The following is a 22014-nucleotide window of genomic DNA, read 5'->3' on the forward strand; positions in this document are numbered from 1 at the left end:
ATTATTCTGAAGGAGGATTGTCATCCGCTACTTCATCTATAACCGTATCTACTGTTTCAACGTCTTCGATATCAATCAAGTCACTTTCAGTCACTTCAATCTCTTCTATACGTTGTAAACCAACTACTTGCTCTTCGTCAATAGTTCTGATCAAAATAACACCTTGGGTGTTACGTCCAACCGTAGAAACTTCATTAACGCGAGTACGTACTAAGGTACCACGATTCGAAATAATCATTATTTCGTCGTTGTCATCAACTTGTACAGCACCAACAACGGCACCATTACGCTCACTCACCTTAATTGATACAACACCTTGTGTTGCACGACTCTTAGATGGGTAGTCTTCAAGTTGAGTACGCTTACCGTAACCATTTTCTGTCACTGTTAATATTGCACCGTCATTCTTTGGTACAATCAGTGATACAACACGTTGATCGTCTGGCATCTTAATACCACGAACACCCGTTGCAGTACGACCCATAGGACGTACACCTTTGAAGCGAATCTCAGGCTTACCTTCTTCATCAAGAACAGGGTTACCATTTTCATCAACTACCGTGGTTTCTTCAGCTTCTTTAAAGCGTACAACTTTACCCGCATCAGTGAACAACATAATTTCGTTGCTACCATCGGTAATATCAACACCAATTAAGCTATCACCTTCGTTTAAGTTAACGGCAATAATACCGCTAGCACGTTGACGGCTGTATGCAGTCAATGGTGTTTTCTTAACCGTACCAAATGCTGTCGCCATAAAGATGTATTTATCATCTTCATAATCGCGTACCGGCAAAATAGCAGTAATACGTTCATCTGCTTCAAGCGGTAATAAGTTAACAATTGGCTTACCGCGCGCTGCGCGACTTGCAAGTGGTAACTGATACACTTTAAGCCAATATAATCGACCCGCAGTAGAGAAACATAAAATAGTATCGTGCGTATTGGCAACAAGTAGACGTTCAATGAAATCTTCATCTTTCATCTTGGTTGCTGACTTGCCTTTACCACCACGACGCTGCGCTTCGTAATCACTTAACGCTTGATACTTAACGTACCCTTCGTGTGATAAGGTCACAACCACGTTCTCTTCGTTAATTAAGTCTTCAAGGCTAATATCGTGTGCAGCTGCATTAATTTCAGTGCGGCGCTCATCACCATATTGTTCTTTAATTTCAACTAACTCATCACGAATAACTTCCATTAAACGTTCCGGACTTGCCAAAATGAATAATAGTTCAGCAATTAGGTCTAGTAACGATTGGTATTCAGTAAGAATTTTTTCGTGTTCAAGACCTGTTAGTTTGTGCAAACGTAAGTCTAGTATTGCTTGAGCTTGTTGCTCAGAAATATAGTACTGACCATCACGAATACCAAGATCGCTTGCTAGCCAATCTGGGCGGGCAACATTGTCTTCACCTGCTTTATCAAGCATGGCTTTAACATTACCTAATTCCCAAGGACGCGCTGTTAGTGCAACTTTTGCTTCAGCAGGTGTTGGTGACTTACGAATAAGTTCGATAATTGGGTCAATGTTTGCCAGTGCAATCGCTAAACCTTCTAGCGTGTGCGCACGGTCGCGGGCTTTGCGTAAATCAAATACCGTACGACGGGTAACAACTTCACGACGGTGAATAATAAATTCTTCAAGCATTTCTTTTAAGTTGAAACACTTAGGTTGGTTATTAATTAACGCAACCATATTCATACCAAACACAGTTTGTAACTGAGTTTGTGAATAAAGGTTGTTCAAAATAACTTCACCTACGTCACCACGTTTGATCTCAATAACGATACGCATACCGTCTTTATCTGATTCATCACGTAATGCGCTGATCCCTTCAATTTTTTTATCTTTAACTAGCTCAGCAATTTTTTCAATCAAACGGGCTTTGTTAACTTGGTAAGGAATTTCATGAACAATAATCGTTTCGCGGCCAGTTTTCTCATCGGTTTCGATGTCAGCACGCGCACGCATGTACACTTTACCACGACCGGTTTGATAGGCTTGTTCAATGCCTTTTTTACCATTAATAATGGCCGCAGTTGGGAAATCAGGCCCTGGAATGTAATCCATTAACTCAGTAATGGTTAACTCAGGGTTTTGAATAAGCGCTAAACAGCCATTCACTACTTCTGTTAAGTTATGTGGCGGAATATTTGTCGCCATACCAACAGCAATACCTGACGAACCATTAACTAACAGGTTAGGTATTTTAGTCGGTAATACATCAGGAATTTGCTCTGTGCCATCGTAGTTAGGCACAAAATCAACCGTTTCTTTTTCAAGATCGGCTAATAATTCGTGCGACATTTTTGCCATACGTACTTCTGTATAACGCATTGCCGCTGCTGAATCACCATCAACCGAACCAAAGTTACCCTGACCATCAACTAACATATAACGTAGTGAGAATGGCTGAGCCATACGTACGATGGTGTCATAAACTGCACTGTCGCCGTGTGGGTGGTATTTACCGATTACGTCACCGACCACACGGGCCGATTTTTTGTAAGGCTTGTTCCAGTCATTACTAAGCTCGTTCATTGCAAACAAGACGCGGCGGTGAACAGGTTTTAAACCGTCACGTACGTCTGGTAATGCACGTCCTACAATTACACTCATGGCGTAATCTAAGTAAGAGTTTTTTAACTCGTCTTCAATATTGACTGGCAGAATTTCATTGGCGAGATCAGTCATTTGATATCACATTCCTTCAGTATCAGCTCTCAACAACCCAGTATTAGGTATTAAGAGTGTTTGTTATTATTTCTAAGCAGCCATGCTATCACAATTAATTTTAATTTACAGGCGCAAAACTTTGCGATTTATCAATTTAGCCCTATATAATGGCCTCAGATTGACGAGGAAGTATTTTATGACCGAACATCAAAATGTAGATAACGCAGAAATAGCAAAGTTTGAAGCCATCGCAGAGCGTTGGTGGGATTTAGAAGGCGAATTTAAGCCGCTTCACGAAATTAATCCATTACGATTAGATTTTATCGCTGACAAAACTAAAGGATTATTTGACAAAGAAACCCTCGATGTAGGATGTGGCGGCGGTATTTTAAGTCACAGCATGGCGCGAATGGGTGCAAAGGTAACAGGTATCGATATGGGGCAAGAGCCTTTAACTGTCGCTAAGTTACACAGTTTAGAAACAAGTGTACCCGTTGAATATATAAAAGTACCTGCTGAACAATTTGCTGATGAGCACCCTGAGCGCTTTGATGTGATTACTTGCATGGAAATGTTAGAGCACGTTCCCGACCCTGCTTCTATTATTCATGCGGTCGCTAAATTAGCAAAACCTGGGGCGGATGTATTCTTCTCTACCCTTAATAAAACCCCTAAAGCTTATTTATACGCTATTGTCGGTGCAGAAAAACTGTTAAAAATGGTGCCTGAAGGTACCCATGACCATAAAAAGTTTATTAAACCTGCGCAATTAATCGCATGGGCAGAACAAGCAGGCTTGAAGGTACGTGCCAGTGCAGGATTAAGTTACAACCCACTTTCAAAGCAATATACGGTTAATGATGACGTCAGCGTAAATTATATGCTGCACTTTGAGAAGTTAGCGTAATGGCAAGCTTGCAAACACCTACTAGCCCAATTGAATATCAAGCATTGCTGTTTGACTTAGATGGCACTTTACTCGATACCGCTGATGATTTAGGCGCCGCGCTAAATAGTGTGCTGCATAATCATCAACAGCCCTTAGTGGGCAGTGATATATATCGACCCGCAGCTTCAAATGGCGCAGCAGCATTACTTGCTGCTGGTTTTAAAGATGCTTGGGCGCAACAACCGCAAGAGCAACTTTTAGCAGAGCTAGTTGCTCACTACGCTGCCAATATTGCCACCCATACCCAATGCTTTGTAGGTATAGAACAGTTACTCATTGCCCTTGATAATAAAGGGATCCCGTGGGGCATTATGACAAATAAGCCTGGCTTTTTAACCGATCCTTTAGTCGAGGCGATTCCTGCATTAAAAAATGCTCAAATTGTGATAAGTGGTGATACCTTAGCTGAATCTAAGCCCTCACCCCTTCCTTTATTACATTGTGCTGAGCAAATGAGTGTTGATCCTTCGCGCTGCCTATATATAGGTGATGCACAGCGAGATATACAAGCAGGTAAAGCTGCGAATATGCACACCGCTACCGCACTGTGGGGATATGTACCGAGTATAGACGAAGCATTGGCTTGGAATGCAGATTTTAATTGGCATAGCCCTATAGATGCATTCAACCACATATAGTGCCATGTTAATTAATAAACACTACATATTGTGATTGTGTTAGTTTTTACGCAAAGCTTGATGATAAAAAAAGCAGACGAAATTTATTTTTAAAAAGCGTAAATTTAATCTTTCCTTAGTTGATTTTTACAAATTTCAACTTAACCGAATGATCAAAGGTTAATGCCTACTAACACAATTACGTTATCCCAACGTTATCCACAATGAGAGCGGTTTCTGTCCCTTGCAAAAGATCACAGACCACACTATCTTGTGATCTCTAATTTGAACAACACCAGATATTGTGGCTAAATGTTATTCGATTAAATTTACCTATGCGGTGGAAATAACAATAAAAGAATAGGCACTGGGCGTTTTAAGTGCACTCATTGGTCAAAAATATTTAATTCCCAAGGAATACAGGCAAAACTATGAACCAACAGTTATCTGTAAGCAAACGTGACGGCCGTAAAGAGCCGCTTGATCTAGACAAGATCCATCGCGTTATTGAATGGGCCGCCGAAGGTTTAAACAACGTTTCGGTTTCACAAGTTGAACTTAAATCGCATATTCAATTTTATGACGGTATTCGTACTAAAGATATTCATGAGACGATTATCAAAGCCGCTGCGGATCAGATCTCAAAAGAATCACCTGATTATCAGTATCTTGCTGCTCGTTTAGCTGTATTCCATTTACGTAAAAAAGCGTATGGCCAATTTGAGCCACCGCGCCTTTTTGACCACGTTACTGACATGGTTGAACAAAAACGCTACGACGCACATTTGCTTGTTGATTACACAGAGCAAGAACTTGATGAATTAGATGCTTACTTAGATCATTCACGCGATCTTAACTTTAGCTACGCAGCAGTAAAACAGCTTGAAGGTAAATACCTAGTTCAAAACCGTGTAACCGGTGAAATTTACGAAAGTGCACAGTTTTTATATATATTAGTTGCGGCAAGCTTATTCTCAGATTACCCACGTGAAACGCGTATTGATTACATCAAACGTTTTTACGATGCGGTCTCATTATTTAAAATTTCTTTACCTACACCAATTATGTCGGGTGTACGTACACCAACGCGCCAATTTAGCTCATGTGTACTGATTGAGTGTGGCGACAGCTTAGATTCAATTAACGCGACATCATCAGCGATTGTTAAATACGTTTCTCAACGTGCCGGTATTGGTATTAATGCCGGACGTATTCGTGCATTAGGTAGCCCTATTCGTAACGGCGAAGCGTACCACACAGGTTGTATTCCTTTTTATAAGCACTTTCAAACAGCCGTTAAAAGTTGTTCGCAAGGCGGTGTACGTGGCGGAGCCGCTACTTTATTCTACCCGCTTTGGCATTTAGAAGTAGAAAACCTACTGGTACTTAAAAACAACCGTGGTGTTGATGATAACCGCGTACGTCACCTAGACTACGGCGTACAGTTTAATAAATTAATGTATTCGCGTTTAATTAAAGACGATTACATTACCTTATTTAGCCCTTCAGACGTGCCGGGCCTTTACGACGCATTCTTTGAAGATCAAGACGAATTTGATGCACTTTACGTAAAGTATGAACAAGACGAGTCAATTCGTAAAAAACGTATTAAAGCCATTGAACTGTTTTCTATGTTTGCTCAAGAACGTGCCAGCACCGGTCGTATTTACTTACAAAATGTTGACCACTGTAATACACATAGCCCATTTATTTCGAAAGTGGCGCCTATTCGTCAATCTAACTTATGTTTAGAAATTGCATTACCGACTAAGCCACTGAACAATGTAAATGATGAAGAAGGTGAAATTGCCTTATGTACCTTGTCTGCATTTAACTTAGGCGCGATTGAGTCACTGGATGAATTAGAAGAGTTAGCTGAGCTTGCAGTACGTGCACTAGATAACTTACTTGATTTCCAAGACTACCCAGTACCGGCGGCAAAAAATGCCACTATGGGACGTCGTACCCTAGGGATAGGTGTGATTAACTACGCCTACTACTTAGCTAAAAACGGTAAGCGTTACTCAGATGGCAGCGCAAATGCACTCACGCATAAAACATTTGAAGCGATTCAGTACTACTTAATGAAAGCATCTAATGAGCTGGCAAAAGAGCGTGGAGCATGTCCTAAATTTAACGAAACTACGTACTCACAAGGTATTATGCCAACAGATACGTATAAGCGTGATTTAGATAAAATTTGTGATGAACCACTGCACCTTGATTGGGATACGTTACGTGCCAACATTAAAGAGCACGGTATGCGTAACTCAACGCTGAGCGCATTAATGCCATCAGAAACATCATCGCAAATCTCAAATGCAACCAATGGTATTGAGCCACCACGTGGCCATATTAGTGTTAAAGCAAGTAAAGATGGTATTTTAAAGCAAGTTGTTCCTGAGTACGAACGCCTTAAAGATAACTATGAGTTACTGTGGGATATTCCATCAAACGATGGTTACTTACAATTAGTAGGCATAATGCAGAAATTTATCGACCAAACAATTTCAGCAAATACTAATTATGATCCAAACAGATACGAAGGCGGTAGAGTACCTATGAAAGTCTTACTAAAAGACTTACTCGGTGCCTACAAGTTAGGTGTTAAAACACTGTATTACCATAATACCCGCGATGGCGCATCAGATGCTCAAGAAGACACTCCAGAAGTGGAAGATGATGATTGTGCAGGCGGCGCGTGTAAAATTTAATAGTTAAACTTAAAGCGGGCGCCCTGCCCGCTTTGTCCTGATAGTTTTAGTGATAGTTTTTTGAGTGATAAACATGTCTTATACTACTTTTAGCAGAAACCATAATAACCAAATGCAAGAGCCAATGTTTTTTGGTCAAACCGTTAACGTGTCACGTTACGATCAACAAAAATACCCTATTTTTGAAAAACTAATTGAAAAACAATTGTCTTTCTTTTGGCGACCTGAAGAAGTTGATGTAAGTAAAGACCGTTTAGACTTTCAAGCGCTTCCCGATCACGAGAAGCACATATTTTTAAGCAACTTAAAATATCAAACGCTGCTTGATAGTGTTCAAGGTCGTTCGCCTAACGTAGCGCTATTACCGATTGTGTCTATTCCTGAGCTAGAAACATGGATTGAGACATGGGCGTTTAGTGAAACTATTCATAGTCGTTCGTACACCCATATTATTCGTAACGTAACCCAAGCACCTGAACTCATTTTTGATGACATTGTTAGCAATGACAAAATAAGTGAGCGTGCCGATGCGGTAACTACTTATTATGATGACCTAATCAATTCTGTATCGCTTTACAACCTATACGGTGAAGGCAAACACGAAATTAATGGCCAAACCGTGGTAGTTAATTTATTTGAGCTGAAAAAGAAATTGTACCTGGCAATGATGTCAGTGAACATTTTAGAAGCCATTCGCTTTTATGTGAGCTTTGCTTGCTCATTTGCGTTTGCCGAGCGTGAATTGATGGAAGGTAATGCTAAAATTATAAAGCTTATTGCCCGTGATGAAGCACTCCACCTTTCAGGTACTCAGCATATTTTAAATATCATGCAAGATGGTAAAGATGACCCTGAAATGGCGATTGTTGCCGCACAGTGCCGTGAAGAAGCAATTAAAATGTTTGTTGAAGCCGCAGAGCAAGAAAAAGAATGGGCCGAGTACCTATTTAAAGATGGCTCGATGATTGGTTTGAATAAACACATTCTATGTCAATATGTTGAGTACATTACCAATGCGCGTATGACCGCGATTGGTCTGCCTGCACAGTTTGAAAATAACAGTAACCCTATTCCATGGATCAACTCATGGTTAGTGTCAGATAACGTGCAAGTTGCTCCTCAAGAGGCCGAAATAAGCTCATACTTAGTTGGTCAGATTGACTCACAAGTAGATGCCGATGAATTTGGTGACTTTGATTTATAATGACTGATAGAACCACTGCAAGTATCACACTTGCAGATAACAGCCAGCGCATTGATTTTGCCGCTGGCTGCCCTTCTCTTTTACATTGCCTTGAATCAAATAAGATTGATGCCGCTTACCAATGCCGTGAGGGATATTGCGGTGCGTGTCGAGCAACACTTGTCTCTGGTGAAGTTAATTATAATGAAGAGCCGTTAGCGTTTGTTCGCGATGGTGAAATACTCTTGTGTTGCTGCAAACCAAATGGTGATATCAGTATTAATTTAAAGTAAGTAACTCACATTAAGCGTATTTAACAGCACGAGAATAATATATAACAGCTAGGTTTGTACCAAACCTGTATGCCGTGTTTTTAAACTCAAACACGCCTACTAGTACAGTGTTATTTACTCTGAATATTCTGCAGGCACAAATCGGTAATGACCCGTAATTGTATACGCAAAAAGCATATCGCTCATTTCTGGTCCACGACCAATATTATGCACAATAAGCGGGTTGCCGCTGCCCTGCGCTATTTCATTAACGACCATACCAATATGCGGTAAATTACCTGGCAGCATCCAACTAACTATGTCACCGGCTTTATAATCCTCTGCATTAAGCGATTTAGTTAACACTTTTGCATGGCGCTCGAAGTAGACCTGTAAGTTAGGTACACGTCGATGGTCAATGTTTTTATCTGGCTTGGTTAATCCCCAAATACGTTTGGAAGGATATGCGCGAAAATTGTTCTGCATGTCTTCGTGTACTAACTTTTGCAAATCAACACCAAGCTGTCGGTACGACCTAATTAAAACATCAGTACACACACCAATATTAGCGGGCACATCACCACCAGGGTATTCAAGCTTATGATAGGCGCCATCGTAAGTTACTGGTTGTGTTGTTCTATAGATTAATGCATTAACGATATCATCATCAAAAGAGCTCGCCTGCACATGAAAAGCAAATAGGGCTAGTGGATAGAGAAAAAAACGTGACATATAAATTCCTTTTATAATTTTAACTAAAGCTGTTGCGTAATGTAGTCAGGGATATTAAATTTATTTCCATTACTGGTATAATGCTCATCAAGTTCATAGGCCATTATTTCAAGTGGAGCATCATTGTAACCAAACGTTTGGATTTCATTGATGTAGCGCATTATAAAAGCGTGCGCACCGAGTTCACGCCATTGAACTACATGAACAAGCTCATGAAAGTGCACTCTTAAATTATGCACAGCGCTGGGTAATATATAATATGTATTTTTATAGGTTATTCCAGCTACATCCATATCAATAAAATTGCTTAAACCAAGTTCACGCAAACCTGTAAAGTCAGGTTTAGGAATTTTATCAACAACTACATAAAATGCAGTTTTCAAAAATTCATTTGGGTAAAAGCCCTCAAACTCGTTAGCAAATTTTTCACAGCATATTCTTTTATGTGCATACACGCTATTCGTTTTATCAATCCATTGTTCTATTTGCGCTAGCATTTTTTCTCCAAAAAATTACTCGGTAAGTTATTTATAAGTATTTTATGAAATTGAACTTTATCTTCTTCATAAAAAAGCGCCAAGTGTATAACTACTGCCGCTGATTATTAATAATGACTATAAAGTTTCCTAACCTTCTTCTTCAACGAGTGACTCTAATAGCTCATGGATCTCTGACTTTAATTCTTTGTCTTCAATTTTATTCGCACTGACTTTTGCATCTTGTAGGTTTTTAATCGCCGCTTCTTTATCACCCAGCTCAAGCTGCAAAGTAGCCATAGAAAATGCAACCGACGACATATGATCTTTGTTATTAATTTCTATCGACTTCTGCAACGCTTTTTCGTAAGTCTCAATAGCGTCTTCTAGCTCTTCGGTAAAATCTGCTAGAGTTTCCCACTGTACAGGGTGATCTTTAGCGGTATTTTCGTTTTCAATACAAATTGCTTTGAGCTCTGCATATAAAGATTCAAACTGTTTAGTATCATTTTTATTGGCAGCTGCCATCAACTTTTCTGCTAAATCGTGAACCGCTTTGTATACTTTAGTATTCATAATTACTCGCTACCTTAATTAATGCGCCTATTTAATTTTTTACAGCGCTGTGTCAGAAACCTATTATCTAATAATACATTATTATTAAGCGCCGCGTTGTTACAAAAGTAGTATAAGCAACAAAAAGCACTGTTTAGTTTATTGACACGGATATTAGAGTGCTACACTTAATGCTTACTATTAACAGCAACAGTAAAAATCTACCCTATGCAAAATTGCAATCAATGCGGTAAGTGCTGTACCAAATATGGTGCGGCAGATTTAGATACTAATCAGGATGAAATTGAAATGTGGGCGTTATTCAACCCTGAAATATTTCAATACGTTAAAAACGATCAATTATGGTTTGACCCAACGACGGGTGAGCAATTAACGCAATGCCCATTTTTAGAGCTTGCCAATAAAGCATCCCCTGAAGAAAAAGATAAATATACTTGCAGTATTTATCATGACCGACCCCAAGATTGCAGGCATTATCCGAGTTTAATTTCAGAAATGATAAACGATGACTGTGAAATGCTCGAACCAGTCGATAAGCAAAATCATTTTAAAGCACAAAAAAAGTTAGACATACTGATGATAGACAGTCGCTCTTAAATTTAACTGTAATAATACCGTGCTAGATTAAATTTATCGCTCTATTGTGTTATTCAACGCAAATTTTAAAGTTATAGTATAACATTGTTGATAGCATAATTTTGTAGTGTTATATTATATCACAACATAACAACCACGAATTGAAGTAACTATGACTAAGCTAACACTCATATCCTCAGCACTACTGTCTGTTTTGTGTTCTCACTCTGCACTTGCTGCGACGATTAACGGCACGGTAACAGACACAAAAAAGCAACCCATTGCCAATGCCACAATTCATGTTCATGGTAAGTCAAAAAGCGTGCAAAGTAATGCACAAGGCCAGTTTAGTATTGACATAGATTCTAAGAGTCAATTACATATCAGTAAAGATAACTACCTAGATTCTCGTATATCGCTTGAAAATACAGACAACACTATTGATGTTACTTTAAAGCCAACTTCGGTTGAAACTGTTGTTGTATATGCCTCTGCCCTGCATAAAAATAGCTTAGAAATGATTTCACCAGTAAGTGTGCTATCAGGCGATGAGCTAAAAAATAAAGCTAAGCCGACGCTAGGTGAGACACTTAAAGGCATACCAGGCGTTAATGCTAGTTATTTTGGCCCTGTTTCATCAAGTCCGATTATCCGCGGCTTAGGTGGTCCTCGAGTTAAAATTACACAAAATGGTTTGGATAGCAGCGATGCGTCTCGCATTGGACCTGATCACGCTACATCAAGTGACAGCCTAGCGGCAGAGCAAATTGAAGTGTTACGTGGCCCAAGCACTCTACTTTATGGCTCTGGTGCTATTGGTGGTGTAGTCAATGTGGTTGATAACCGTATTCCAACCAATAACATTAACTCTCTATCTGGAGCTGCCCAATACACACACGATACAGTTTCAAATGCGAATACCTACGCAGCAAAACTAGAAACGGGTAGCAATAACTTTAATTTCCATTTTGATGGTACTAAACGCAGCGGTGATGATTACCAAACACCTCGTTTTAACTTACCAGATGAACATGAAGAAGGTGAAGTACATGTTGAAGGCGATGAAGAAACAGCCACTTCAGTTGAAAATACCTTTATAGACAGCGAAACAGTAAATTTTGGTACGAGTTATGTGGGTGATCATTTAACCATTGGATTTTCATACGGTAGTATCGAAACAGATTATGGTATTCCTGGCCACTCACATGATCATCATGAACACGACCATGCGCACGAAGAAGCAGGCGAGCATGAAGAGCATGAAGGTGAAGAGCACGAAGGTGAGGAACATGCAGAAACACCTGTTTATGCTCATTTAGAACAAGACCGTTGGCAGGGGCTGGTAAGTTATGCATTTCATGATAACTGGATTGAGTCAATCAACCTACGTCTTGGTTACACAGACTATACCCATAGTGAAATTGAAGACGGCGCTATTGGCACCACTTTTAGTAATGAAACCACTGAAGCACGTTTAAACGTAGAGCATCAATTAGGCCAATGGCATGGCATGATTGGCTATCACTATAGTGAGTCTGATTATGACGCGATTGGTGAAGAAGCCTTTACACCTGCAAGTATCACGACGACTCATGCGCTATATTTACTTGAAGAACGCAAGTTTGGTGACGTCACCGTAGAACTTGGCGCCCGTTTAGAAGATTATGAGATAACAAGTGATGTAGATACGCATCAGCACAGCCATGATGACGAACCTGTATCAGCAGATGGAACTGTTAACTACACCAAAAACTTTACTAATCTAAGTGCCTCAGCAGGTGCGATTTGGGAGTATATGCCAAGTCACAACCTAGCCGTTAGTTTGTCACATTCAGAGCGTGCACCGCTTTCAGCGGAGCTACTCTCTAATGGTGTGCATATTGCTACCGGGACTTATGAACTTGGCTTGGGTTACCATATTGAAGGTAACGAAGCGCATTTTGAGCCTGAAGAAATTAAACAAGAAACATCAACTAATCTAGATATTAGTTTACGTCGCTTTAGTGGAGACTTTGGTTACACTGTCAACTTTTTCTATAACGACATTAAAAACTTTTATTATCAGCAAAACACAGGATTAGTGTTTGATGAAATGGATGGTTTTGAACCTGCTGCCATTGGTCATAGTGACGCAATTGATGTTTATCAGTTCACAAGTAAAGATGCTGAGCTGTATGGTTTTGAATTTGATGTACATTATCAAATAAACCCCAGCGCCATGGTAAAAGTATTTGGTGATTCTACTCGCGCCAAACTAAAAGATAATGAAGGAAATTTACCACGCATTCCTGCTAATAAATTGGGTTCAGAACTGCAATACACCCTAGGTAGCGCACAATTTACCTTAACAGGAACACATTATTTTGAGCAAAATGATATTAGTGCATACGAAACAGCAACAGATGGCTATACATTGATTGATTTACAAGCCAACTATCAGCTTGATTTAGGTGCCGTTGACACACAGCTTTACCTAAGTGTTGATAACATTACTGATGAACTTGGTTTTGTCCATAGCTCGTTTATTAAAGACATCGCGCCACTTCCTGGTCGTAACTTCCAATTTGGAGTAAGAGGCTACTTTTAAACAAAGATCAGTTTAATGAGACAATAAAAAACCGCATTCATATTAATGAATGCGGTTTTTTCATAACTAAAATGTTATGTACGTTCTAATTAAAGAATTGCGTGTAACTCAACGTCGAATACAAGTGTTGAGTAAGGTGCGATTGCTGCACCGGCACCACGTTCACCATAAGCAAGCTCATGAGGAACGTATAAACGCCACTTAGTACCTACTGGCATCATTTGTAATGCTTCAGTCCAACCTTTGATCACGCCGCCCACTGGGAATTCAGCAGGTTGACCGCGCTCGTATGAGCTGTCAAAAACAGTACCGTTTACTAAAGTACCGTGGTAATCAACACGTACTGTAGACTCAGCAGTTGGCTTCTCGCCTTCACCTGTTGCAAGTACTTCGTACTGAAGACCTGACTCAGTTACTGTAATTTCAGGACGTTTTGCGTTTTCTTCTAAAAATGCAATGCCTTCAGCAGCGAGTACTTTAGCTTCTTCTTCACGACGAGCTTGGATCTCTTCGTTAATTTTTTCAAATGCAGCTTGGATCTCAGGGATCTCAACTTGAAAAGCACTGCCTGCATACGCATCTTTCATGCCTTCAAATACTGAATTTAAGTTTAAACCTTCAAAAGGATTAGCCTTAAGTTGCTCACCCATTTGTAAGCCAATACCGTAACTTGCTTTTTCAGCATCTGTAGTAAAATTATCTGACATAATGTGTTATTCACGTTTTGTTAGTTAAAAGACCCGTATATGCTATCACAAAATAAAAGGTCTTTGGTGCTAGTTTTTATTGAGTTTTTCTTTAATTAAACCAATAGCAAAGGTACACACAGGCAAACTGAGCAAAATTCCAACAAGTAAGCTCATCGACAATAATCCAGCCACACCGACCAGTAAAAGAGGCACAGCTACTAAACCGATAATGCCAATATAAAACGCGCCCCATACAGGCCAATAATTATCGTATTTTGTAATTAAATGCCCCGATAAAATATTAAACCCGATGCCATATAATAAGGTCATTATTAGTGCGTCGTCTGGATATGCATCAATAGCCATTTTTTGTAATAACGATATGGCGCTTTGGTAACAATAACCAAACACAGTCCATAGAAGAATGTGCTTAAGTAAACGTTTAGAAAAGGATAATTCCGGGGACTGTGACATTATAAAGCTCCAGATAGCAAAAAACCGCCAATAAGGCGGTTTTTTAAATAATGGTGGAGAGATAGGGATTTGAACCCTAGAGGGGCTATAAACCCCTGCCGGTTTTCAAGACCGGTGCATTCGACCACTCTGCCATCTCTCCGTACGGCGCGCATAATAAGATCATACGCTTAGCTTGTAAAGCCCTATTTTAATAAAACCGGCTAAATAGTTAAATATAAACCGCTTTAGTTATCAATTAGCCATTATTAGTAATATTGCTTAGGCCTACGAGCAATCCAAGAGCACACTAAACAGACCAATAAGCTGGCTGTTAAAAATGCAATACTTTGAAATATTAAATCGAAGCGATTAAGGTCATCGCTCGGGATCACAACCAATACAAATGAAGGCAGTACAGTGAACAGTAAAACATAACAACATATTTTAAAGGCTCTGCCAAAATCAAACCGTTTCGATTGTTGCATCCACCAAGTTAGCAATACCAGCACCCCTATTGCTGAAGCAGCAATAAAATGCTCAGCTTGAGTGCTCATTGCAACATAAAATGTCGCAAGCGCGCCAACTACACCCCAGATTGACCAAGCAAACCAGTTTTCTTTTTCACGTAAAAATAAATTTCCCATCATTTTCGTCTTCTTTATCGTTATTATTGGTAAGACTTTCCATACATTACCAAAAAACAACCGATTAAAAAACAAACTGAAGAAGATTTATTACGTTTAGTGCTTCCGTGCGCTTCTCGCAGCTACAATATTAACCGCAGTAGTGTAACACGATTAACTTAATGAATTATGACTATATTGAATATAAAAAGTTCATACTATTTCTACAAAAAACTAAAATAATTTTCTGGTTTGTGCCTTGGTGACTTTTTGCATTCAATTGCCGGGGTCCCTAAATATAAATAACCGACTATTTCATCATCATCATTTAAGTTAAGCGCCTGTTTAACACTGGGGCTTTGTGCAAAGTAACCCGTACGCCAAATACCGCCTAACCCCTGAGCGAATGCGGCTTGTTGCATTGCCAATACGCCACAACCTGCGCTTTGTACTTGTTCAATTCTAGGAACTTTTGGGTGTGGTTGATATTTTGCAATCGCAATAATAATCATGGGTGCTCTAAGCGGTAACTCCTTAGCGCGATTAATCACTTTTTCAGCCTGCTGCTCTGCTATAGCGCTTTGATAATAAATTTCACCTAACTTATGACGAGCATCACCTTGAACAATAATATATTGCCACGGTGCAATACAGCCATGATCGGGCACTCTCAACCCAGCCTGCTGAATATTGTTTAACTGCTCTTCATTAGGCCCTGGCGCTGTCAATTTTGCATCAGATTGGCGAGTGAGTAAAAGCTCAATAGCATCCATAGTGTGCTCTCAAAATTCAAAACGTAAGAGTAACATTTATAAGTAAAAAATAAACACTGCAGGGTTAAAACTACCAAGCAGATAAAATTAATGAAGCGAGTGTTTATATCCTAGTAACTATTGATGCAGGCACCGCGTTTAAACCAATAATCTAGGCTTACAAAACGCCCACCTCCCGTAAAGAATAAGCTAAGTAACATGGCAAAATAAATAGCAGAAAATTCGATGCCGTTATTTAGTATTGATGGTTTACCTTTTTCGTATAAGTAATCTGAAAAGCCGTACTCTTCCACTAAGCTGCGAATTTTACCTATGCGGACTTGTACTTCTTTTGAATTTTCAAGGCTTTCTTTGGCACCAGGGACTGATAGCCAATCAAGTACTTGGGCGGCACTTGTTTGTGGATTTGTTGGCGCTATAGCAAACCAGCCGTTATGCCAGTGTACTGTTGTTGCTGCTACCACCATTGTAAACATAAGTGGAATACTCACTAATCGCGTAAATAAACCAATAAGTAAAAACCAACCTCCTAAAAACTCACTCCAACCGGCTAAAAAAGCCAGCAAATCAGGAAACGGTAATCCTAACCCCCAGTCACTATTGCCAAACCACTGAACGACATCATCAGAGGCTAAAAACTGGTTAAAAAAACCATTAGTATCGCCACTTATTGCGAGTTTGTTATAGCCTGCAATAATCATTACAGGCGCTAAAATCAAGCGAAAAAGCAAAGCAGGCAAACCATCCAATAAAGATAATTTACCTATAATATTGTCGTAAAGTGTAATTAATTTAATCATGCGCACTCTTGTATGTTCATTGTTTATTAAGTTATAGACTATAAACAAACATGACCGCGCACAGAGCTAAATTATTTCGCCCTTAAAGATTAAATTTGCCTTGCTACTTGTAACGCTTCAAATATTGCGCGTTTAGCATCAATAGCAGCAGCCAATTTAGCGCCACCAATAACATGTACTTTGGCGTTCTCTGCTTGTGCCTTAAATAACTCGTCGTTAGACACTTGACCAATACAGGCAATAACCGTATCAACTGGCAGTACTTGAGTTTCACCAGCAACACTAATGGTTAGGCCGTTTTTATCAAAACTATGGTATTGGCAGTCTGCAATTTGTTTAACACCATGCTGTTTGGCAACTTGCCGATGGATCCAACCCGTAGTTTTACCTAAGTCACCACCAAAGCGCCCTGCACTGCGTTTTAGCATATAGAGCTGACGTTCATCTTTATGCGGCTGAGGTTCACACTCTATGCCCCATTGGGTTTTAAAGTCGCTGATGCTTTGTGATTTGTGTTCACTTAAAAATGCCACCATATCAAAACCAATACCGCCTGCGCCTAATATAGCAATAGAATTACCCAGCTCTACTTCACCGCGTATAACTTCATCGTAAGCAAATACACGCTTATCATCGCTGCATTTAATCGTAGCTTCACGTGGTCTTACACCAGTTGCAAATACCACATCATCAAACTCAGCTAGCATACTGTCACTAAATGCTTTACCTAATTCAATGGTTACATTAAGACGCTTAAGTTCATTAGTAAAGTAAGCTAATGTATGATTAAAGTCTTCTTTACCAGGTATTTGCATCGCTAAATTGAATTGCCCACCCATGTGTTGCTTTTGGTCAATCAGGGTTACATTGTGCCCTTTTTGCGCTAAGTAACAGCTAGACGATAAACCTGCAGGCCCTGCGCCAACAACTAATACATTTTTAGCTTTCTCTGCTTTTTCTAACGGGTAATCAAGCTCAAAACCTGCTTGTGGATTTACTAAACAGGTAGCGCGCTTACCTTTAAATACATGATCTAAACAACCCTGATTACAACCAATACAAATATTAATATGCTCAGATTGCTTAGCCGCGTATTTATTAAAAAATTCAGGATCGGCTAATAATGGACGCGCCATAGAAATTAAATCAGCTTCGCCAGCATTTAAAATATCATTAGCAATCTCTGGGGTATTAATGCGGTTTACCGCAATAACAGGCACGCTAATAACATCTTTTAAACGCTTTGACGCTTCTTTAAATGCACCTGGTGGCACCATACTCGCAATTGTAGGTACGCGCGCTTCATGCCAACCAATTCCGGTATTAAAAATATCAACACCCGCTTTTTCAAGTGCAACAGCTTGTTGAGTTACTTCATCAGGGGTGGAACCATTAGGGATTAGATCTATAACCGAGAGTCTAAAAATAATTAAAAATTTATCCGATACTTTTGCTCTTACCGCTTTTACAATTTCAACGGCTAAGCGCATCCTGTTTTCAAGGCTGCCGCCAAATTCGTCGTTTCGTTTATTAGTATGCGGTGCCATAAACTCATTAATCAAATAACCTTCTGAGCCCATTACTTCCACGCCATCGTAACCAGCCTTTTCAGCTAAATAAGCCGAGTGAGCAAAATCTTTAATCGTTTTGTTAATTGAACTTAAAGACATTTCCTTTGGTTTATATGGATTAATCGGGGCTTTTATAGCACTTGGTGCCTGATTAAAAGGGTGATACGCATAACGCCCAGCATGTAATAATTGCAAACATATTTTACCACCATGTTGATGAACAGCTTGCGTATATGCACGATGCTTAAATACATCATAATAACTATTAAATGATGAGGAAATAGGCGTTAACTTACCGCGTAAGTTAGGGCTGTAGCCTCCGGTAATAAGCATTGCAGTGCCACCTTTGGCACGTGCTTCATAAAAGGCACGAAGGCGTTTACGATTGTGCCAACCTTCTTCAAGGCCGGTATGCATTGATCCCATTACTAAACGGTTGCGTAGTTGTGTGTGTTTTAGTTCTAGTTTTTGTTCTAACATCCTGTGCCCCAATAACTGGTCTAACCTGTGTGTTTGTCCAATTCTGCTTTAATGACGCAAAATAAGCAATATACGAGCAGCTTAAACTTAAACTTTTTAATTTAAAACGCTCGTTTTATGTATAACTGTTAATTGTAAAATACGGCTAAAAGTGACATAAACATTCGTATAATCATATGTGTAATTGAATTTATAAATGTTTCGTTACGATTTAGCAGTTAAATTAATTTATATTCTAAGCTACTATGGCAATAACGTTTTAGCTGTACGAATTTAAGGAGCTATTTTGATAGCGAAGGTATTTAAAGGTATATGGACAGGGATTAACTTCTCGCGTCGTTTAGTACTAAATTTATTATTTTTATTTTTGGTTATCATTTTCATTGTCTCAGTATCAAGTGACGGCGATAAAATCATTGTCGAAGAGGGTTCTGTCCTCAGGCTCAACCTAAACGGTCCTATTGTGGAAGAAAAAACCTACGTAGACCCTGTAGAAGCGGCCATTAATGATGCAACAGCAAGTGCTGATACCCCTACTGAAATACTACTTGATGATGTCATTGAAGTGATCAATGAGGCGTCACAAGACTCTCGTATCAGCGCAATTTTGCTTGATTTACAAGAAATGCCAAAAGCGCACTTAAATAAGCTTAAGCAAATTACAAAAGCACTTGATGCATTTAAAGCAACTGGAAAAAAAGTAATTGCTTCAGGTTATTACTATACCCAAGCGCAATATTACATTGCCGCGCATGCAGACGAAATTGCGATGCACCCTTATGGTAGTGTGCTTATTGAAGGCTACGGTATGTACCCGCTTTACTTCAAAGATGCATTAGAAAAATTAGAAGTCACTCAGCATATATTTCGTGTAGGTACTTTCAAATCTGCCGTTGAACCGTTTATCAGAAACGATATGTCAGAAGCAGCTAAAGAAGCAAACCGCGTATGGTTAGGTGCTTTATGGAACGAATATAAACAAGATGTAAGTGCGGTGCGTCCATTTGACGAATCAAATTTTGATGAAACAATGGATACTTATTTAGCCAAAATGCAGGCTGCCAATGGTGATGCGGGTAAATACGCGCTGGATAATAAATGGGTTGATTCTCTCAAAACTAATCAACAAATTCGTCAGCAATTAATTGATCTAGTTGGTGCTGAGGAAGATGGTAAAACATTTAAACAAGTGTCTTTTGGTGAATACTTAAGCTTAGTTAAGCCGCCAATTGAGTTTGATAACCCAATGACAGAAAAAGTCGCTGTTGTTGTAGCTAAAGGTACCATCGTAGACGGTGAGCGTCGTGCCGGTGAGATTGGCGGTGATTCAACAGCTGCACTATTACGCAAGGCACGCCTTGACGATAAAGTAAAAGCAGTCGTGTTACGTATTGATTCTGGCGGTGGCAGCATGTTTGCCTCTGAAGTTATTCGTGCTGAGGTATTGGCGCTTAAGGCCGCAGGTAAACCAGTCATTGCTTCAATGAGCTCAGTAGCTGCATCAGGTGGTTATTGGATTGCATCAGCGGCAAATGAAATTTGGGCAGCACCTAGTACGATTACCGGCTCAATCGGTGTATTTGGTACCTTTATGACCTTTGAAGATACCTTAGCTAAAATCGGTGTTTACTCTGATGGTGTAGCGACTACAGAAATGGCCGGTTTTTCAATAACTCGTCCACTAAATGAAAAAATGGCACAAGTGATTCAAATGAGTGTTGAAGAAGCTTATGAACGTTTTTTAAATGTCGTTGCCGATGCCCGTAATATGACCCCTGAGCAAGTTGATAAAATTGCCCAAGGCCGCGTTTGGATTGCATCGCAAGCTCAAGAGCTTGGTTTAGTTGACAAGCTGGGTAACAAGCAAGACGCTATCAAAGCGGCTGCAGAGCTTGCTAAACTTAACTTCTATGAAGTTAAAACAATTAAACAATCACTTAGCCCTCAAGAACAAATGCTCCAAGATATTTTTGGTAGCGCCGCGGTTAAATCAGTGCTTGGGCTTGAAACACAAAAATCAGCAGTACTAGCTAGTCAAGCTAACCTGCAAAGCGTGATTAAGCAATTAAGCAGCGAAGTAGAAAACCTGAAAGATTATAACGATCCACAAGGTGTTTACGCACGCTGTTTAGAATGTACAGTTGCACAATAATGCCCTAACAGGCTGTATTGATTAGCACTTAGCGTTATACTAAGCCCAGTTTTTTTACTGGGCTTTTTTTATGAAACGTAAACGCATTTACATCGCTTATACTGGCGGTACTATAGGAATGAAAAAATCAATCCGCGGCTATATTCCTGCCGAAGGTTTTTTAACCGAAACTGTGGTTAAAAACGCAGAATTTAATCGTGAAGAAATGCCATTATTCGATATTCATGAATACTGCCCACTGATTGACTCTTCAGATATGTCTCCTGCCCACTGGCAACTTATTGCTGATGACATAAAAAGTAAGTACCAAGATTACGACGGCTTTGTAGTGCTGCATGGTACAGATACCATGGCTTATACGGCATCGGCTTTATCGTTTATGTTTGAAAACTTAACAAAGCCTATTATCGTGACCGGCTCACAAATTCCGCTCTCTCAATTACGCTCTGATGGTCAAGTTAACCTACTTAATGCCATGTATTTAGCAGCTAACTACCCGATAGCAGAAGTCAGTTTGTTTTTTAATAATCAATTATTTAGAGGCAACCGTGCAACCAAAGCACATGCCGATGGATTTGATGCATTCGCCTCTCCTAACCTAGAGCCATTAGCGCTGTCTGGCATTAATATTCAACTGATCAAAGGTCAGTTAAGTCCGTATGTAGAAAATGAATTACAAGTTGTGCAGATCACTCCTCAAGCCATTGGTGTATTGTATTTATACCCGGGGATCAGCAAAGAAGTGGTTAAAAGCTTAGTTAATGGCAACATTAAAGCATTGGTACTGCTGAGCTTTGGTGTGGGTAATGCACCGCAAGACCCTGAGTTTTTGGATATACTTGATGAAGCGAGTAAGCGCGGCGTTATTATCACAAACCTCACTCAATGCCTAAAAGGGCAAGTGAATATGGGCGGATATGCCACAGGAAATGCGCTACTCAATATAGGCGTGATCAGTGGTTTTGATATGACCTTAGAAGCCTGTTTAACTAAACTGCATTATCTTTTTAGTCAAAACTTAGAGGTCGAAACGATTCGCCATTTAATGCAAGATAATTTGCGGGGTGAGTTAACTCGTTAGGTGTTCAGCAAAACGAATAACAAA

19 protein-coding genes and 1 tRNA gene are annotated in these 22014 nt (G+C 39.7%); 9 read left to right on the forward strand and 11 right to left on the reverse strand.

Features of this window, described 5'->3' with window-relative positions; translation table 11 throughout:
• Position 1: 1 nt before the first annotated feature.
• Positions 2-2701 (reverse strand): DNA topoisomerase (ATP-hydrolyzing) subunit A, encoded by a 2700-nt coding sequence (gene gyrA, locus ACZ5WS_RS12060; RefSeq protein ID WP_193048805.1) that lies wholly within the window; start codon positions 2699-2701, stop codon positions 2-4.
• Positions 2702-2879: 178 nt separating this feature from the next.
• On the opposite strand from gyrA, the gene ubiG reads away from it, so the two are divergent.
• From ubiG to yfaE, 5 genes are all read left to right on the forward strand, one after another.
• Entirely contained in the window at positions 2880-3590 is a 711-nt protein-coding gene (ubiG, locus tag ACZ5WS_RS12065; RefSeq protein WP_054200873.1) for a bifunctional 2-polyprenyl-6-hydroxyphenol methylase/3-demethylubiquinol 3-O-methyltransferase UbiG, read from the forward strand.
• On the forward strand, positions 3590-4270 hold the full coding sequence (locus tag ACZ5WS_RS12070) for an HAD family hydrolase (protein WP_464708743.1): 681 nt from the start codon (positions 3590-3592) through the stop codon (positions 4268-4270). The genes ubiG and ACZ5WS_RS12070 overlap by 1 nt, the downstream gene beginning before the upstream one ends.
• Before the next feature lie 410 nt (positions 4271-4680).
• Entirely contained in the window at positions 4681-6963 is a 2283-nt protein-coding gene (gene nrdA, locus ACZ5WS_RS12075; protein ID WP_138608496.1) for a class 1a ribonucleoside-diphosphate reductase subunit alpha, read from the forward strand.
• A gap of 73 nt (positions 6964-7036) precedes the next feature.
• Entirely contained in the window at positions 7037-8167 is a 1131-nt protein-coding gene (gene nrdB, locus ACZ5WS_RS12080; RefSeq protein ID WP_138608498.1) for a class Ia ribonucleoside-diphosphate reductase subunit beta, read from the forward strand.
• Complete coding sequence (gene yfaE, locus ACZ5WS_RS12085) at positions 8167-8439, forward strand: class I ribonucleotide reductase maintenance protein YfaE (protein ID WP_076919572.1); 273 nt, start codon at positions 8167-8169, stop codon at positions 8437-8439. Before nrdB ends, yfaE begins: the two co-directional genes overlap by 1 nt.
• A 114-nt stretch (positions 8440-8553) precedes the next feature.
• On the opposite strand, the gene ACZ5WS_RS12090 is transcribed toward yfaE, so the two are convergent.
• The 3 genes from ACZ5WS_RS12090 to ACZ5WS_RS12100 form a co-directional block, all read right to left on the reverse strand.
• A complete protein-coding gene (locus tag ACZ5WS_RS12090) occupies positions 8554-9150 on the reverse strand; it encodes a DUF1287 domain-containing protein (RefSeq protein ID WP_138608500.1) in 597 nt (198 codons plus the stop codon).
• A gap of 23 nt (positions 9151-9173) precedes the next feature.
• Positions 9174-9647, reverse strand: coding sequence for a hypothetical protein (locus ACZ5WS_RS12095; protein WP_464708744.1), 474 nt, complete (start codon positions 9645-9647; stop codon positions 9174-9176).
• 129 nt (positions 9648-9776) lie between these two features.
• Complete coding sequence (locus ACZ5WS_RS12100; RefSeq protein ID WP_010389912.1) at positions 9777-10202, reverse strand: tetratricopeptide repeat protein; 426 nt, start codon at positions 10200-10202, stop codon at positions 9777-9779.
• A gap of 207 nt (positions 10203-10409) precedes the next feature.
• Here ACZ5WS_RS12100 and ACZ5WS_RS12105 point away from each other — a divergent pair, with 207 nt between their 5' ends.
• Both ACZ5WS_RS12105 and ACZ5WS_RS12110 read left to right on the forward strand, forming a co-directional pair.
• Positions 10410-10799 carry a YkgJ family cysteine cluster protein gene (locus ACZ5WS_RS12105; RefSeq protein WP_138608504.1) on the forward strand — a complete coding sequence of 130 codons (390 nt, stop codon included), beginning with the start codon at positions 10410-10412 and terminating at the stop codon, positions 10797-10799.
• Between the two features lie 151 nt (positions 10800-10950).
• Positions 10951-13365 carry a TonB-dependent receptor gene (locus ACZ5WS_RS12110; protein ID WP_464708745.1) on the forward strand — a complete coding sequence of 805 codons (2415 nt, stop codon included), beginning with the start codon at positions 10951-10953 and terminating at the stop codon, positions 13363-13365.
• Positions 13366-13454: 89 nt separating this feature from the next.
• Here the strand turns inward: ACZ5WS_RS12110 and ACZ5WS_RS12115 are convergent, their stop codons facing one another.
• From ACZ5WS_RS12115 to ACZ5WS_RS12145, 7 genes are all read right to left on the reverse strand, one after another.
• Complete coding sequence (locus tag ACZ5WS_RS12115; RefSeq protein WP_008112467.1) at positions 13455-14072, reverse strand: FKBP-type peptidyl-prolyl cis-trans isomerase; 618 nt, start codon at positions 14070-14072, stop codon at positions 13455-13457.
• Between the two features lie 69 nt (positions 14073-14141).
• Positions 14142-14465, reverse strand: a complete 324-nt coding sequence (locus ACZ5WS_RS12120; protein WP_010389909.1) for a hypothetical protein — start codon at positions 14463-14465, stop codon at positions 14142-14144.
• Positions 14466-14579: 114 nt separating this feature from the next.
• Positions 14580-14670: transfer RNA gene (locus ACZ5WS_RS12125), tRNA-Ser, on the reverse strand.
• Between the two features lie 106 nt (positions 14671-14776).
• On the reverse strand, positions 14777-15154 hold the full coding sequence (locus tag ACZ5WS_RS12130) for a hypothetical protein (RefSeq protein WP_041709037.1): 378 nt from the start codon (positions 15152-15154) through the stop codon (positions 14777-14779).
• A gap of 203 nt (positions 15155-15357) precedes the next feature.
• Complete coding sequence (locus ACZ5WS_RS12135; RefSeq protein WP_464708746.1) at positions 15358-15906, reverse strand: NAD(P)H nitroreductase; 549 nt, start codon at positions 15904-15906, stop codon at positions 15358-15360.
• A 110-nt stretch (positions 15907-16016) separates the two neighbouring features.
• Positions 16017-16706: an HvfX family Cu-binding RiPP maturation protein gene (locus ACZ5WS_RS12140; RefSeq protein ID WP_464708747.1), complete on the reverse strand. Its 690-nt coding sequence runs from the start codon at positions 16704-16706 to the stop codon at positions 16017-16019.
• An 89-nt stretch (positions 16707-16795) separates the two neighbouring features.
• Complete coding sequence (locus ACZ5WS_RS12145) at positions 16796-18757, reverse strand: oxidoreductase (RefSeq protein ID WP_464708748.1); 1962 nt, start codon at positions 18755-18757, stop codon at positions 16796-16798.
• A 286-nt stretch (positions 18758-19043) separates the two neighbouring features.
• On the opposite strand from ACZ5WS_RS12145, the gene sppA reads away from it, so the two are divergent.
• Together sppA and ansA are read left to right on the forward strand one after the other, a co-directional pair.
• Positions 19044-20909 carry a signal peptide peptidase SppA gene (gene sppA / locus ACZ5WS_RS12150; RefSeq protein ID WP_464708749.1) on the forward strand — a complete coding sequence of 622 codons (1866 nt, stop codon included), beginning with the start codon at positions 19044-19046 and terminating at the stop codon, positions 20907-20909.
• Between the two features lie 70 nt (positions 20910-20979).
• Entirely contained in the window at positions 20980-21990 is a 1011-nt protein-coding gene (gene ansA / locus ACZ5WS_RS12155) for an asparaginase (protein WP_464708750.1), read from the forward strand.
• Positions 21991-22014: the final 24 nt, after the last annotated feature.

The sequence above is a fragment of the Pseudoalteromonas sp. 11L1 genome, from assembly GCF_055397545.1.

Coding starts and splice junctions, on each gene's coding strand:
- nrdB (WP_138608498.1), top strand. CDS start 7,037: ATGTCTTATACTACTTTTAGCAGAAACCATAATAACCAAATGCAAGAG.
- ACZ5WS_RS12110 (WP_464708745.1), top strand. CDS start 10,951: ATGACTAAGCTAACACTCATATCCTCAGCACTACTGTCTGTTTTGTGT.
- yfaE (WP_076919572.1), top strand. CDS start 8,167: ATGACTGATAGAACCACTGCAAGTATCACACTTGCAGATAACAGCCAG.
- gyrA (WP_193048805.1), bottom strand. CDS start 2,701: ATGACTGATCTCGCCAATGAAATTCTGCCAGTCAATATTGAAGACGAG.
- ACZ5WS_RS12090 (WP_138608500.1), bottom strand. CDS start 9,150: ATGTCACGTTTTTTTCTCTATCCACTAGCCCTATTTGCTTTTCATGTG.
- ACZ5WS_RS12145 (WP_464708748.1), bottom strand. CDS start 18,757: ATGTTAGAACAAAAACTAGAACTAAAACACACACAACTACGCAACCGT.
- ACZ5WS_RS12095 (WP_464708744.1), bottom strand. CDS start 9,647: ATGCTAGCGCAAATAGAACAATGGATTGATAAAACGAATAGCGTGTAT.
- ubiG (WP_054200873.1), top strand. CDS start 2,880: ATGACCGAACATCAAAATGTAGATAACGCAGAAATAGCAAAGTTTGAA.
- ACZ5WS_RS12070 (WP_464708743.1), top strand. CDS start 3,590: ATGGCAAGCTTGCAAACACCTACTAGCCCAATTGAATATCAAGCATTG.
- ACZ5WS_RS12140 (WP_464708747.1), bottom strand. CDS start 16,706: ATGATTAAATTAATTACACTTTACGACAATATTATAGGTAAATTATCT.
- nrdA (WP_138608496.1), top strand. CDS start 4,681: ATGAACCAACAGTTATCTGTAAGCAAACGTGACGGCCGTAAAGAGCCG.
- ACZ5WS_RS12130 (WP_041709037.1), bottom strand. CDS start 15,154: ATGGGAAATTTATTTTTACGTGAAAAAGAAAACTGGTTTGCTTGGTCA.
- ACZ5WS_RS12100 (WP_010389912.1), bottom strand. CDS start 10,202: ATGAATACTAAAGTATACAAAGCGGTTCACGATTTAGCAGAAAAGTTG.
- ansA (WP_464708750.1), top strand. CDS start 20,980: ATGAAACGTAAACGCATTTACATCGCTTATACTGGCGGTACTATAGGA.
- ACZ5WS_RS12135 (WP_464708746.1), bottom strand. CDS start 15,906: ATGGATGCTATTGAGCTTTTACTCACTCGCCAATCTGATGCAAAATTG.
- ACZ5WS_RS12105 (WP_138608504.1), top strand. CDS start 10,410: ATGCAAAATTGCAATCAATGCGGTAAGTGCTGTACCAAATATGGTGCG.
- ACZ5WS_RS12115 (WP_008112467.1), bottom strand. CDS start 14,072: ATGTCAGATAATTTTACTACAGATGCTGAAAAAGCAAGTTACGGTATT.